We start from the raw sequence: 14,808 nt of genomic DNA, 5'->3' as shown, positions 1-14,808 counted from the left end.
TTTTAGGAAAGTTTCCTAAGGGATCATCCAGGAGACGCGATGAAACGATCCGTCCGCAACGGCCTCATCGTCGCCGCCGCGCTGGCGGCGGCCACGGCCGTCGTCCCTGTCGTCACCACCAACGCCAACGCCGCCGGCAACCTCAGCGCCACCTTCACGGTCGACCAGGACTGGGGCTCGGGCTGGGGCGCCAGCTACAAGATCACCAACGGCACCGCGAGCACGATCAACGGGTGGACGCTCGAGTTCGACCTGCCCGCAGGCGGCTCGATCACCAGCTTCTGGGACGCTGAGGTGACCCGCACGGGTCAGCACTACGTCGCCACGAACAAGTCCTGGTCCCCGACGCTCGCCGCGGGTGCCACGTTCAGCTGGGGCATGAACGGCGCCGGCGCCAAGCCGCCGATCAACTGCAAGATCAACGGCGTGAGCTGTAGCGGCGGCACGCCGACGACGTCGCCGAGCACCAGCAAGCCGCCGACGTCCAACCCGCCGAGCTCCAACCCGCCGAGCTCCAACCCGCCTTCGTCGAAGCCGCCGACCTCCAACCCCCCGACCTCGAACCCGCCCACGGGGAACAAGAAGGTCGTCGCGTACTTCACCGAGTGGGGCGTCTACGCCCGCAACTACCACGTGAAGAACATCGAGACGAGCGGCGCTGCGTCGAAGCTGACCCACATCCAGTACGCGTTCGGCAACATCACCAACGGGCAGTGCGCGATCGGTGACAGCTACGCGGACTACGACAAGGCGTACACCACGGCCGATTCGGTCGACGGCGTCGCCGACACCTGGGACCAGCCGCTGCGGGGCAACTTCAACCAGCTGAAGAAGCTCAAGGCGCGGCACCCGGGCCTGAAGGTCATCTGGTCGTTCGGTGGCTGGACCTGGTCGAGCGGCTTCACGCAGGCCGCGCAGAACCCGACCGCGTTCGCGAACTCCTGCTACAACCTGGTCAACGACCCGCGCTGGGCCGGAGTGTTCGACGGCATCGACATCGACTGGGAGTACCCGAACGCCTGTGGCCTGTCGTGTGACACCAGCGGCCCGAACGCGTTCAAGAACGTCGTCTCGGCGCTGCGCTCCAGGTTCGGCTCCAACGCGCTGGTGACCGCGGCCATCACGGCCGACGGCTCCAACGGTGGCAAGATCGACGCCACCGACTACGCGGGTGCGATCTCGTACCTCGACTGGATCCAGCCGATGACGTACGACTACTTCGGTTCCTTCAACGCGCAGGGCCCGACCGCCCCGCACTCGCCGCTGACCTGCTACCCGGGCATCCCGACCGCCGGCTTCTGCGCCGACGCGGCCATCCAGAAGCTCAAGGGCAAGGGCATCCCGTCCAACAAGATCCTGCTGGGCGTCGGCTTCTACGGCCGCGGCTGGACCGGCGTCACCCAGGACGCGCCCGGCGGCGCGGCGACCGGCGCGGCGACCGGCACGTACGAGGCGGGCAACGAGGACTACAGGGTCCTCAAGAACACGTGCCCGAGCACCGGCACGATCGCCGGCACGGCGTACGCGAAGTGCGGCAACAACTGGTGGAGCTACGACACCCCGGCCACCCTCAGCGGCAAGATGGCCTACGCGAAGGCCCAGGGCCTCGGCGGCGCGTTCGCCTGGGAGCTCAACGGCGACACCGCCAACGGCGAGCTGCTCACCGCGGTCAGCAACGGTCTCAAGTAACACGCTGTAAGCACATCGAGGGCGGGCCCGGCGGGCCCGCCCTCTTTTGTCAGACAATGCGGTTAGCGTATGAGGCGAGATGACGACGACTTCGCTGGCCGACCATTTACGCGCCCTGCCCGACGAGGAGCTGCTGGCGCTCATCCGGTTACGCCCTGACCTGGTCATACCGCCGCCGTCCGACTTCTCGGCGCTGGCGCACCGGGCGCAGTCCCGGGTGGCCGTCGCCCGGGCGCTGGACGCGCTCGACCAGTTCACGCTGGAGATCCTCGACGCCCTGCGGTACACGCGGGTGGGGCACACCTCCTCGACCGAGGCGGTGCTGGCGCTGACCGCGCAGTCCGGGGTGGAGGCGGCACGGGTGCGCGCGGCGGTCGACCAGCTGCGCGCCTACGCCGTGGTGTTCGGGCCGGACCCGGCCCTGCGCATCGTCGGCGCCGTGGAGGAGGTCTGCTCGCCGTATCCGGCCGGGCTCGGCCGCCCCGCCGAGGAGCTCGACCCAATGGCGGGCGCGCTGGCCGCTGACGCCGCCGGGCTGCGCCGCACGCTGCTGGCCGCCCCGCCGGGCGCCCGGGCGGTGCTCGACCGGCTCGCCGCCGGGCCACCGGTCGGCACGGTCGCCGCCGCCAGCCTGCAGCCCGGCTCCGACTCGCCGATCCGCTGGCTCCTCGATCGCCACCTGCTGGTCCCGGTCGGGCGTGACGCCGTGGAGCTGCCGGTCGAGGTGTCGCTCGTGCTGCGCCGCGACGCGGGGCCGCTGGGCCACCTGCACCCCGACCCGCCCCCGATGGACACCCCGCAGCGCGATCCCGCCCAGCTCGACCGCGCGGGGGCGGGGCAGGTCCTGGAGCTGGTGCGCAACGCCGAGGCGCTGATCGAGACCATCGGTCAGGAGCCGCCGTCCGTACTGCGCTCCGGCGGCCTCGGCGTCCGGGAGCTGCGTCGCTACGCGAAGTCCGTCGGCGTGGACGAGCCGCAGGCGGCGCTGCTGGCGGAGGTCGTCACCGCGGCCGGCCTCGTCGGCGAGGAGATCATCGACAACAAGCGGATCGAGAGCGTGTTCCTGCCCACGGTGGCGTATGACGCCTGGCGGGCGGGTGGCATCGCGGCCCGCTGGCACCGGCTCGCGGTCTCCTGGCTGACCATGACTCGCGCCCCGGCGCTGGTGGGGCAGCGCGACGATCGCGACCGGCCGATCAACGCCCTCGCACCCGAGCTGGCCCGGCCGGGCGCGCCGGCGCAGCGCCGGGCCGCGCTGCAGGTGCTCGCCGGCCTGGCGCCGGGCCGGAGCGCGGCGCCGTCCGCCGTGGTGGAGACGCTGGCGTGGCGCGCGCCGCGGCGCATCAGCCGGGGTGCCTCGGCTGCCATCGAGGCGAGCCTGGCCGAGGCCGCGTTCCTGGGCCTGACCGGCTTCAACGGGCTGACCAGCTACGGCCGGCTGCTGCTGGAGGAGCTGCTGTCCGACGGCCTCGACCCGGACGATCCGCTCGGGATCGCGGCGCCGGAGGGATACGCGATGGCCGGCTCGGCGGCGCTGCTCGACACGCTGCTGCCCTCGCCGGTCGACCACGTGCTACTGCAGGCCGACCTCTCCGTGATCGTCCCGGGCCCGCCGGAGCCGACCCTCGCCGGCGAGCTTGAGCTGCTGGGCCGGCAGGAGTCGGCCAGCGTCTACCGGATCACCACGGACACGGTGCGCCGCAGCCTGGACGCCGGCTACTCGGCCGCCGACCTGCATGCGCTGCTCGCGCGGCGGTCCCGCACTCCGATGCCGCAGACGCTGACGTATCTCATCGACGACGTCGCGCGCCGACACGGCGGCATTCGGATCGGCTCGGCCAACTCCTACGTGCGCGGCGACGACGAGTCGGTCATCGCCGAGGTGCTCGCCGACCGGCGCCTGCAGGCGCTGGGCCTGCGCCGCCTGGCGCCCACGGTGCTGGCCTGCCGCCACACCCCAGCCCGCCTGCTGGAGGCGCTGCGCGAGGCGGGCTATCCGCCCGTACAGGAGGATGCCACCGGCGCCGCGGTACTGACCAGGCCGAAGGTCCGGCGGGGGGCGCCGCGGCCGACGTGGGCAGCCCGCGGGGTGGAGGACCCGGCCACGAGCGTGCGGCTGTCGGCGCCGCGGCTGGCCGGGGTGGTCGAGCAGATCCGCCGGGGCGACGCCGCGGCCCGGGTCGCCCGGCGAGCGCCGGTGACCGTGCGCTCCAACGAGGCGTCGAGCGCGTCGCACACCGAGGCCCTCGAGGTGCTGCAGCAGGCGCTGCGGGACAAGACGCGGGTCTGGGTCGGCTACGTCGACGCGCACGGGGCCACGGCGTCGCGGCTGGTCAGACCGGTCTCGATGGGCTCGGGCTACCTGCGCGCCGAGGACGAGCGCACAGAGATGCTGCACACGTTCGCGCTGCACCGAATCACGGGGGCCATCGCGGAGGCCGACGCCTGAGGGTCAGTCGTGGGCGCGGGCCGAGGCTTGCGGCGGTCTCTGCGATCACGTCGGTGAGCGGGCTGTGCCGGACCGCGGATCAGGGGAGATCCCCGGCCCAGCGCGGAGCCCGGATCGGACGACGCGCCCGCCCCCGAACTGATTCGACCGTCCGTTCCCGGCGCGCCCGCGGGCGTGCCGGCTACTGACGATCGCCGAACGCGCACGCCCGGCTCCGCGGCGACGGCCGCCAGACCGTCAATGCTCAAACGCGCGCGGCCCTACCGTGGTTGCATCGGCGTGCATCCTTCTCATTATCCGGGAAGTGTCATACCCGCATGCGACACTGGTCCGGTGCCTGAAGGTCCGCTGATCGTCCAGTCCGACAAGACCCTCCTGCTCGAAGTCGACCACCCCGACGCCCAGGCCTGCCGCATGGCCATCGCGCCGTTCGCCGAGCTCGAGCGCTCGCCCGAGCATGTGCACACCTACCGGCTGACCCCGCTCGGGCTGTGGAACGCGCGCGCCGCGGGGCACGACGCCGAGGGCGTGGTCGACTCGCTGCTGCGCTTCTCGCGCTACCCGGTCCCCCACGCGTTGCTCGTCGACATCGCCGAGACCATGGATCGGTATGGGCGGCTTCGGCTGCTCAACGACCCGGTCCACGGCCTGGTCCTGCACGCCTCCGACCGGGCGGTGCTGATCGAGGTGTCGAAGAGCAAGAAGCTCGCCGGGATGCTCGGCTCTCAGCTCGACGCCGACACGGTCATCGTGCACTCCTCCGAGCGGGGCCGGCTCAAGCAGGCGCTGTTGAAGCTGGGCTGGCCGGCGGAAGACCTCGCCGGCTACGTCGACGGCGAGGCGCACCCGATCAGCCTGGCGGAGGACGGCTGGGTTCTGCGCTCCTATCAGCGCGAGGCGGTCGAGTCGTTCTGGGCCGGCGGATCGGGCGTGGTCGTGCTCCCCTGCGGCGCCGGCAAGACGCTGGTCGGCGCGGCGGCAATGGCTGAGGCAAAGGCGACGACGCTGATCCTGGTCACCAACACGGTCGCCGGGCGGCAGTGGAAGCGCGAGCTGATGGCGCGCACCAGCCTCACAGACGCGGAGATCGGCGAGTATTCCGGGGAGCGCAAGGAGATCCGGCCGGTCACGATCGCCACCTACCAGGTGCTGACGACCCGCCGCGGCGGCACGTTCGCGCACCTGGACCTGTTCAACGCCCGCGACTGGGGCCTGGTCGTCTACGACGAGGTCCACCTGCTGCCGGCCCCGATCTTCCGGTTCACCGCCGACCTGCAGGCCCGCCGCCGGCTCGGGCTGACAGCGACGCTCGTGCGCGAGGACGGCCGCGAGGGCGACGTGTTCTCGCTCATCGGCCCGAAGCGGTATGACGCCCCATGGAAGGACATCGAGGCACAGGGCTGGATCGCGCCGGCCGAGTGCGTCGAGGTGCGGGTGACCCTCACCGACGCCGAGCGGATGGCGTATGCCGTCGCGGAGCCGGAGGAGCGCTACCGGGTGGCCGCCACCGCGCGGACCAAGCTGCCGGTCGTGCGGGCGCTGATCGACCGGCACAAGGACGACCAGATCCTGGTCATCGGGGGCTATATCGACCAGCTGCACCAGCTCGGGGAGTTCCTCGATGCGCCGATCGTGCAGGGTGCGACCACGAACAGGGAACGGGAGCGGCTGTTCGACGCGTTCCGAAACGGGGAGCTCAAGACGCTGGTGATCTCCAAGGTCGGCAACTTCTCGATCGACCTGCCCGAGGCCGCCGTGGCGATCCAGGTGTCCGGGACGTTCGGGTCACGGCAGGAGGAGGCGCAGCGGCTGGGGCGGGTGCTGCGGCCGAAGGCGGACGGCCGGCAGGCGCACTTCTACACGGTGGTCGCCCGGGACACGATCGACACGGAGTATGCGGCGCATCGGCAGCGGTTCCTCGCTGAGCAGGGGTATGCCTACACGATCACCGATGCTGACGACGTGTTGGCCTGACGGAAGGATTCATGGGCCCTCGGCGATCACCGACAGCGCCTGGTCGATCATGGCCAGCACGTCGTCCGTGTTCTGGCCGTCCTGAACCCAGGCGATCAGGGCGTTGATCATTGCGCCCACGCAGGCACCTACGAACGCCTGACAGCGGAAGTCGTCCTTCGGGCGGCCCAGGCGCTCGGCCAGCGGGGCCGCCAGGTAGCGGATCGATTCCTGCATGCTGTCCAGAGCCCGCATCCGCAGGGCCGGCACGGCGAACTGCAGCCTCGCGCGCTGCATGACCTGCTCGACCTCCTCCGGGCCGATCGAGGCGAACCCGTCGATGAAGCAGCGGCGCATCACCTCGAGCGGGGGCAGGTCCGGCGGCGCGGTGCGGATCGCCTCCGCCATGAGCTCGTCGTAGCGGTCCTGGATGATCACGTCTTCCTTGGTCTTGAAGTATCGGAAGAACGTGCTCGGCGAGATCTCGGCGGCCTCCGCGATCTGCTCCACCGTGGTCGCGTCGTAGCCCTGCTGGACGAACAGGCGCACGGCGTGCTCCTGAATCGCCCAGCGGGTCTTCTGCTTCTTTCGTTCACGCAACCCTGGTGAGCTCATCCACCGATTCTTCCGCACCGGCGGCGGGTCGTGCACTCGGCAGGAACAGCGCCACCAGCACCGCACCCACCACGGCGATGGCCGCGCAGGCCAGCAGTACCGCGCTCATCGCGGTTAGGAACGCCGAGCGCGCCGACAGCGCGAGCGCCTGGTCGCCGGTGCGCGCGGCGATCGCGACCGCGGCCGAGATCGACTGCTTCGCGGTCTCGGGGGCGGCGTCCAGGCGGTCGCGGTACACAGCGGCGGTCAGGCTGCCCAGCAGCGCCACCCCCAGGGCGCCGCCGACCTGGCGCAGGGTCATCGTGATCGCGGTGCCCGAGCCGGCCTCGTCACGCGGCAGCGAGCCGAGCACCGCGTCCATCGCCGGGGTCAGCGCCAGGCCGATGCCGAAGCCGCCGACCGCCAGCCAGGTGGCCACGAAGCCATAGCCGGACTCGACGCCGGTGCGGGCGCCCAGGCCCAGGCCGACCGCGCCGATCAGCAGCCCGGCCGCCACCGGCACCCGGGTCGCCGTCAGGTGCGCGATGCGCTCGCCGAGTGGCGCGCCGACGAAGAGGCCGCCGATCAGCGGGAGCAGCCGCAGGCCGACGCCGAGCGCGTCGTTGCCGCGGACCGCCTGCAGGTACTGCGGCAGGATGAACAGCACGCCGAAGAGCGCGAAGGACGCCAGGGTTCCCGCGGCGGTACCCCAGGCGAAGCGCGCCTTCCGGAAGAGCCGGAGGTCGATCATCGGGGACTCGGCGCGCCGCTCGACGAGCGCGAAGATCGCGAGCAGGGCCGCGCCGAGGGCGAGGCCGACGAGCACGCGGGCGTCAGTCCAGCCGCGGGCGGGTGCCTCGATCACGCCGTACACCAGGGAAACCAGGCCCAGCGTGGACAGCCCGGCGCCGATCAGGTCGACGCGCTTCGGCGTGGAGGACCTCGACTCCGGCACGAGCAGCGCGACGGCCACGAGCGCGACCAATGCGACCGGGACGTTGATCACGAAGATCGAGCCCCACCAGAAGTGCTCCAACAGATACCCGCCGATGATCGGCCCGAGCGGCAGCCCGATGCCCATGCCCATGGTGACCAGGGAGATCGCCTTTCCGCGCTCGTGCGGCTCGAACATCACGGGCAGCACGGCCATCGTGATCGGGGTGAGGATCGCGCCGCCAACGCCCATGAGCGCGCGGGCGGCGATGACCTGGCCGGCGCCGCTCGCGAACACGGCGATCAGCGAAGCGCCGGCGAACAGCAGGAGGCCGGTCATGAGCAGGCGCTTGCGGCCGTAGCGGTCGCCGAGCGCGCCCATCGGCAGGAGCAGCCCGGCGAACACCAGCACGTACGCGTTGACGATCCACTGCAGGTCGTCGTTCCCGGCGTTGAGCGCGGTCGCGAGCGTGGGCAGCGCGACGTTGAGAATCGTGGTGTCGAATCCGACCGTGAGCACGCTGAGCACGATCGCGATCAGCGCCCACCACCGGCGCGGGCTGAAAGTGACAGCAGACATATTTTGACAGTAACTCCCACTTGCTGGTTACTGTCAATCGAGATGGGCTTCACAGTCCAGCGGCATGCCACGGCGCGTGAAGCCGTGTGGAGGGCCATCCTGGATGGCAGCAGGGGACTTCGCTCAGCGCGGGCCGCACGAAGCAAGGCGGCTAGGCCGCGCGCAGCTCCCTGGACAGCAGTTCGGCGATCTGGGCGGTGTTCAACGCCGCCCCCTTGCGCAGGTTGTCGCCGGTCACGAAGAAGTCCAGTGCCCGAGGGTCGTCGACCGCGCGCCTGATGCGGCCGACCCACGACGGGTCGGTGCCCACGGCGTCGATCGGCATCGGGAACTCGCCCGCCGCTGGGTCGTCGACCAGGATCACGCCCGGCGCGTGCCGCAGGACCTCGCGGGCGCCTTCGGCATCGACCTCGGCGCCGAAGACCGCGTGCACGGCGACGGAGTGACCGGTGACCACGGGGACCCGCACGCAGGTGGCGGAGACCTTGAGGTCGGGCAGGCCGAGGATCTTGCGCGACTCGTTGCGGAGCTTGAGCTCCTCCGAGGACCATCCGGCGTCGCGCAGGGAGCCGGCCCACGGCACCACGTTGAGCGCCAGCGGCGCCGGGAACGGGCCGAGGTCGTCGCCGACGGCCTGGCGCACGTTGCCGGAGCGCGAGCCCAGCGTGCGGTCGCCGCTGACCCGGCTGAGCTGGTCGAGCAGCGTGTCGACGCCGTCCTTGCCGGCGCCGGAGACCGCCTGGTAGGAGGCCAGGACGAGCTCCTTCAGGCCATACTCACGGTGCAGCGGCGCCAGCGCCACGATCATCGTGAGGGTGGTGCAGTTGGCGTTGGCGATGATGCCCTTGGGGCGGTTGCGCACCTGCTCCGGGTTGATCTCCGGCACGACGAGGGGCACGTCGGGGTCCATGCGGAAGGCACCCGAGTTGTCCACGGCGATCGCGCCGTGCGAGACGGCGATCGGCGCCCACTCCACGGAGACCTCGTCGGGCACGTCGAACATGGCCACGTCGATGCCGTCAAAGACCTCGGGGGTGAGCTCGTGGACGAGCGTCTCCTCCCCGCGCACGGTGAGTTTGCGGCCCGCCGAGCGCTTGGAGGCGACGAGCCGGATCTCGCCCCACACGTTCTTGCGGGACGAGAGCAGCTCACACATCACGGAGCCGACGGCGCCGGTCGCACCGACCACGGCCAGGCTCGGCAGACCGCCCATGGAGGACGAACCTACCTTCCGGTCCCCGCGTAGACCACGGCTTCCTCGTCGCCGCCCAGCTCGAACGCGTCGTGGATGGCCCGGACGGCGACGTCGAGGTCGGTGTCGCGGCACACGACCGAGACCCGGATCTCCGACGTGGAGATCATCTCGATGTTGACGCCGGCCTCGGCGAGAGCGGCGAAGAGCTTGGCCGCGACGCCCGGGTTGGAGCGCATGCCGGCGCCGATGAGCGAGACCTTGCCGATGTGGTCGTCAAACAGGATCGACTTGAAGTCGATCGAGGACTTGATCCGCTCCAGGGCCGCCTTGGCGGTCGCGCCGTCGGTCTTCGGCAGCGTGAAGGAGATGTCCGTGCGTCCCGTGCTCTCCGTCGACACGTTCTGCACGATCATGTCGATGTTGGTCTCCGCGGCCGCGACCGTCTGGAAGATCCGCGCGGCGACGCCGGGCTGGTCGGGCACGCCGACGATTGTGATCTTCGCCTCACTGCGGTCGTGTGCGACGCCGGTGATGAGCGCTTGCTCCACGGGAAGGTCCTCCATCGATCCGGTGACCATGGTGCCGTTTTCGGTTGAGTACGAGGAACGGACGTGGATCGGCAGCGAGAACCGCCGCGCGTATTCGACGCTGCGCAGGTGCAGCACCTTCGCGCCGCAGGCGGCCAGCTCGAGCATCTCCTCGTACGTGATCTGCTTGATGTGCCGGGCGTTCTTGGCCACCCGGGGGTCGGCGGTGAAGATGCCGTCGACGTCGGTGTAAATCTCGCAGACGTCGGAGTTCAGCGCCGCGGCGAGCGCGACGGCGGTGGTGTCGGAGCCGCCGCGGCCGAGGGTGGTGATGTCCTTGGTGTCCTGGGAGACGCCCTGGAAGCCGGCGACGATCGCGATCGCACCCTCGTCGAGCGCGCTGCGCAGGCGGCCCGGGGTCACGTCGATGATCCGGGCGCGGCCGTGCGTCGACGTGGTGATCACTCCGGCCTGGCTGCCGGTGTAGGAGCGGGCCTCGAATCCCAGGTTGTTGATCGCCATCGCGAGCAGCGCCATGGAGATCCGCTCGCCGGCGGTGAGCAACATGTCCAGCTCGCGACCGGCCGGGACCGGGCTCACCTGTGAGGCGAGGTCGAGCAGCTCGTCGGTCGTGTCGCCCATGGCGGACACCACCACGACGACCTCATGGCCGGCCTTTCGCGTGTCGACGATCCGCTCGGCGACGCGCTTGATGCGCTCGGCGTTGGCGACGGACGAACCGCCATACTTCTGCACGATCAGCGCCACGCCGTCGAGCTCCTTCCAGCCCTCATCCGCCCGTTTGGGCGAGGTCAACGCAGCCGAGCGTACCGGTGTGAGGTGTCCCTCGGGAGTGGCGTTCCACGATCCGGCCGCCCCGCCGGGCGAGAATACGCGGGTGCGGGAGCGTCGGGTCGGGAATCGTGCGATCACTGTGACCACCGGCACGGCGCTGGCCGTGCTCACCGGTGTGCTGGTCACCGCCTGCGGCTCGTCCGTCGCCCCGGATCCGGGGGTCAGCCTGGCCGGCACGCCAGCACCGGCTCAGCCCGACCCGCGCGGGACGCTCGCCGCGCGGGTGGCGGTCGCGAAGGACCAGCGCTACATCGCCGCGTACACGCTGACCGTGCAGGGCAAGGCGCCCCGCTCGATCCTGGTCACCATCGCCACCGACCGCACCTGGCGGGTCGACATCCAGGGCGGCGCGCTGGGCGGCACCGCCGACGTGGCGATCGCGAACCTGCCCGACGGGCAGTACCAGTGCCGGATCAACCCGTCCGGCAACTGCGTCAAGGTGGCCGCGAGCGGCAAGAAGCCGCCGGCCGCGATCGACCCACGGGTCCAATACGTCTTCGTGAGCTGGCTCGACGTGCTGCTGGACCGGCAGATCCCGCTGTCGGTCGCGCCCGCCGACCCGCTGGCCGACGCGTCCGCGCCCTGCTTCTCGGTGGAGCCGGGCGTGACCGCGATCCAGCCGCCGATCGATCCGGGCACGTTCTGCTACAACGACAGCGGCATCCTCGCCGCGGCCAAGCTGCCGTTCGGGCAGCTCATGCTCACCGGCGAGGTGGTCGCGGCACCGCCGACGATCTCGCTGCCCGGCCCGGTCGTGGACGGCGCACCGATGGGCACGGCGGCCCCGCCGTCACCCGCGCAGTCGAGCCCGTCGAGCCCGCCAGTGTCGTCGAGCCCGTCGGGGTCGGCGAGCCCGTCAGGGTCGCGTTCGCCCTCGACCGGGCCGTCGGTGAAGACCTCTCACTGAACGAGACTGGTTTCGCGGTACCGGATGGGGGGCGTATGGTCTTTCTTGACATGTGGCAGACGCTTCTTCTTCGTCGCCGCGACGGGGCCCCTCAGGCCGGCACCTCGTCGCGGGGATGATGCGCGTCTGCGCTCCTGCCGGTCTGTCCCAGACCAGACCTTCCGCGCACAGCGCGACAACCCAGGAGCAGGAAGAGCATGTCCGAGATCGCCCACCAGTCCGCCAGTCGCATGCCCATTCACCGGTACCGGCCCTTCTCTGAACAGTTCGCAGTCCCGCTGACCGACCGGCAATGGCCCGGTAAGGAGATCACGGTCGCACCCCGGTGGTGCGCGGTGGACCTGCGCGACGGCAACCAGGCGCTCATCGACCCGATGTCGGTCGAGCGCAAGCGGCGGATGTTCAACCTGCTGGTACGCATGGGCTACAAGGAGATCGAGGTCGGCTTCCCGGCCGCTTCGCAAACCGACTTCGACTTCGTGCGCACGCTGATCGAGCAGGACCTGATCCCCGAGGACGTCACGATCCAGGTGCTGACGCAGTGCCGGGACAACCTGATCGAGCGCACGTTCCAGTCGCTGATCGGCGCCCGCAGGGCCATCGTGCACTTCTACAACTCGACCTCGACGCTGCAGCGCCGCGTGGTGTTCGGACTGGACCGGGCCGGGATCACCGACATCGCCACGACCGGCGCGCGGCTGTGCCAGAAGTACGCCGAGGCGATCACGCCCGACACCGAGATCTTCTACGAGTACTCCCCCGAGTCCTACACCGGCACCGAGCTGGACTACGCGCTGGAGGTGTGCACCGCGGTCATCGAGGTGCTGCAGCCCACGCCGGACCGCCCGCTGATCGTCAACCTGCCCGCGACGGTGGAGATGGCCACCCCCAACGTCTACGCGGACTCGATCGAGTGGATGTCGCGCAACCTGCCGCGCCGCGAGTCGGTCGTACTGTCGCTGCACCCGCACAACGACCGCGGCACCGCGGTCGCCGCGGCCGAACTGGGCCTGATGGCCGGCGCCGACCGCGTCGAGGGCTGCCTGTTCGGCAACGGTGAGCGCACCGGCAACGTCGACCTGGTCACCCTGGGACTGAACCTGTTCTCGCAGGGCATCGACCCGCAGATCGACTTCTCCGACATCGACGAGATCAAGCGCACCGTCGAGTACTGCAACCAGCTGCCCGTCCACGAGCGCCACCCCTACGCGGGCGACCTGGTGTACACCGCCTTCTCCGGCTCGCACCAGGACGCGATCAAGAAGGGTTTCGAGGCCCTCAACCGCGACGCGGCGGCGGCCGGCGTGGACGTCGACCAGTTCACGTGGGGCGTGCCATACCTGCCGATCGACCCGAAGGACCTGGGCCGTTCCTACGAGGCCGTCATCCGGGTCAACTCGCAGTCCGGCAAGGGCGGCGTCGCGTACATCATGAAGTCCGAGCACCACCTCGACCTGCCCCGCCGGCTGCAGATCGAGTTCTCCGGCGTCGTGCAGCGGCACACCGACGACGAGGGCGGCGAGGTCAGCCCGCAGCAGATGTGGGACATCTTCTCCGGCGAGTTCTTCAGCGACCGGCGATTCACGCTCGTCGGATACGAGGCCGCGACCGTTGACGGCAAGGTCACACTGACCGCGGACATCACGGCCGACGGTGCCACCCGGACCGTGGCCGCCACCGGCAACGGCCCCATCGACGCGTTCGTGCGCGCCCTGGGCGACGTCGGCGTCGACGTGCGGGTGCTGGACTACGCCGAGCACGCGCTGACCTCCGGCGAGGGTGCCCAGGCTGCGGCATACGTCGAGTGCTCCGTCAACGGCACCACGCACTGGGGCGTCGGCGTCGACGCGAACATCGTCACCGCGTCCCTGCGCGCCGTGCTGAGCGCCGTGAACCGCGGATAGCCGGACATTGAGACCCGCCCGTGACGATCAACACGGGCGCGTCTTCCCAGCGTCTTGGGCATTGATGCCGCAGAGTAGGGGGCGTGCGCCCCCTCTCCAACGGCAAAGCCGTCCTCATCGCCCTCACGGTCGCCACGGTTCTCACCGGTGCCAGCAGCTGCGACGTCTCCTACACCTCTAGCGGTGCCGAGGCCACGTCGAGCCCGACCGCCAGCAGCAGTAGCAGCAGCAGCAGCAGCACACCCAGCGCCAGCAGCGGTACCGGCAACAGCGCTGGCAACAGCACCGCTGCGCTGGACGCGCTGACCGTCGCCACGGCCGGACCGATGACCGGCTACAGCCGCCAGAAGTTCACGCACTGGACCGGCCAGGGCAGCGGCTGCGACACGCGCGACGTCGTCCTCAAGCGCGACGGCAAGGACGTCCAGGCCACCGCCGACTGCAAGATCACCGCGGGCTCCTGGCACAGCGCGTACGACGACAAGGACTTCACCGACCCGAAGGCCCTCGACATCGACCACATGGTGCCGCTCGCGGCGGCCTGGCGCACGGGCGCGGCGCAGTGGACCGACCAGCAGCGCAAGGAATTCGCGAACGATCTGACCCGGCCGCAACTGTTCGCCGTTAGCGCGGGGTCCAACCGGGCAAAGGGTGACCAGGACCCGTCGACGTGGAAGCCGCCGAACCACGACTACTGGTGCACGTACGCGCAGAGCTGGGTCACCGTGAAGGCCTACTACAAGCTGAGCGTCACGCAGGCCGAGAAGACCGCACTTACCGACATGCTCGCGACCTGCAAATAAGCCAACTTCTACGCATCTTCTACGCATCGGAGAGACCGGAATGGCAGAGACGACGGAACCTGCGGACACTCCCGCCGTTCCGGAACCCGCGGAGACCCCCGCCGTTCCGGAACTGACGGAGACCCCCACCGGTTCGAAACCTGCGGAGACTCCCGCCGTTCCGGAACCCCCGGCGACTCCCGCTGTTCCGGAACCCGCAGCCGCTCCCGCTGCTCCGGAACTCGCGGAGACTCCCGCCGTTTCGGAGCCTGAGGCGACTTCCGCTGCTCCGGAACTCGCGGAGACCCCCGCCGTTCCGGAGCCTGAGGCGACTTCCGCTGTTCCGGAACTCGCGGAGACCCCCGCCGTTCCGGAGCCTGAGGCGACTTCCGCTGTTCCGGAACTCGCGGAGACCCCCGCCGTTCCGGAGCCTGAGGCGT

Annotated in this window: 11 protein-coding genes; 6 read left to right on the top strand and 5 right to left on the bottom strand. The window is 70.5% G+C overall.

What is annotated here, in order from left to right; translation table 11 throughout:
* The first annotated feature begins 39 nt into the window (after positions 1-39).
* From AB0367_RS01595 to AB0367_RS01585, 3 genes are all read left to right on the top strand, one after another.
* Positions 40-1,689, top strand: coding sequence for a glycosyl hydrolase family 18 protein (locus AB0367_RS01595; protein WP_366224213.1), 1,650 nt, complete (start codon positions 40-42; stop codon positions 1,687-1,689).
* A 79-nt stretch (positions 1,690-1,768) separates the two neighbouring features.
* Positions 1,769-4,138: a helicase-associated domain-containing protein gene (locus AB0367_RS01590; RefSeq protein WP_366224212.1), complete on the top strand. Its 2,370-nt coding sequence runs from the start codon at positions 1,769-1,771 to the stop codon at positions 4,136-4,138.
* A gap of 333 nt (positions 4,139-4,471) precedes the next feature.
* The gene (locus AB0367_RS01585) at positions 4,472-6,112 is read left to right on the top strand and encodes a DNA repair helicase XPB (RefSeq protein WP_366224211.1); all 1,641 of its coding nucleotides are present in this window, start codon (positions 4,472-4,474) and stop codon (positions 6,110-6,112) included.
* A 9-nt stretch (positions 6,113-6,121) separates the two neighbouring features.
* Here AB0367_RS01585 and AB0367_RS01580 read toward each other — a convergent pair whose 3' ends face one another.
* From AB0367_RS01580 to AB0367_RS01565, 4 genes are all read right to left on the bottom strand, one after another.
* Complete coding sequence (locus tag AB0367_RS01580; RefSeq protein ID WP_366224210.1) at positions 6,122-6,706, bottom strand: TetR family transcriptional regulator; 585 nt, start codon at positions 6,704-6,706, stop codon at positions 6,122-6,124.
* Positions 6,684-8,198: an MFS transporter gene (locus tag AB0367_RS01575; protein ID WP_366224209.1), complete on the bottom strand. Its 1,515-nt coding sequence runs from the start codon at positions 8,196-8,198 to the stop codon at positions 6,684-6,686. The genes AB0367_RS01580 and AB0367_RS01575 overlap by 23 nt, the downstream gene beginning before the upstream one ends.
* Before the next feature lie 151 nt (positions 8,199-8,349).
* Positions 8,350-9,411 (bottom strand): aspartate-semialdehyde dehydrogenase, encoded by a 1,062-nt coding sequence (locus tag AB0367_RS01570; protein WP_366224208.1) that lies wholly within the window; start codon positions 9,409-9,411, stop codon positions 8,350-8,352.
* A gap of 11 nt (positions 9,412-9,422) precedes the next feature.
* Positions 9,423-10,688, bottom strand: a complete 1,266-nt coding sequence (locus AB0367_RS01565) for an aspartate kinase (RefSeq protein WP_366224639.1) — start codon at positions 10,686-10,688, stop codon at positions 9,423-9,425.
* A gap of 166 nt (positions 10,689-10,854) precedes the next feature.
* On the opposite strand from AB0367_RS01565, the gene AB0367_RS01560 reads away from it, so the two are divergent.
* Complete coding sequence (locus AB0367_RS01560; RefSeq protein ID WP_366224207.1) at positions 10,855-11,682, top strand: hypothetical protein; 828 nt, start codon at positions 10,855-10,857, stop codon at positions 11,680-11,682.
* Positions 11,683-11,879: 197 nt separating this feature from the next.
* Positions 11,880-13,586, top strand: coding sequence for a 2-isopropylmalate synthase (leuA, locus tag AB0367_RS01555; protein WP_366224206.1), 1,707 nt, complete (start codon positions 11,880-11,882; stop codon positions 13,584-13,586).
* A gap of 169 nt (positions 13,587-13,755) precedes the next feature.
* On the opposite strand, the gene AB0367_RS01550 is transcribed toward leuA, so the two are convergent.
* A complete protein-coding gene (locus AB0367_RS01550) occupies positions 13,756-13,902 on the bottom strand; it encodes a hypothetical protein (protein ID WP_366224205.1) in 147 nt (48 codons plus the stop codon).
* 10 nt (positions 13,903-13,912) lie between these two features.
* Here AB0367_RS01550 and AB0367_RS01545 point away from each other — a divergent pair, with 10 nt between their 5' ends.
* The gene (locus tag AB0367_RS01545) at positions 13,913-14,389 is read left to right on the top strand and encodes an HNH endonuclease family protein (protein WP_366224204.1); all 477 of its coding nucleotides are present in this window, start codon (positions 13,913-13,915) and stop codon (positions 14,387-14,389) included.
* The last annotated feature ends 419 nt before the right edge of the window (positions 14,390-14,808 follow it).

It is taken from the genome of Dactylosporangium sp. NPDC051484 (assembly GCF_040689395.1).
Lineage (GTDB): Bacteria > Actinomycetota > Actinomycetes > Mycobacteriales > Micromonosporaceae > Dactylosporangium.
The sequence above is the reverse complement of the archived record's forward strand: the minus strand, read 5'-3'. Positions and strand labels throughout refer to the sequence as shown.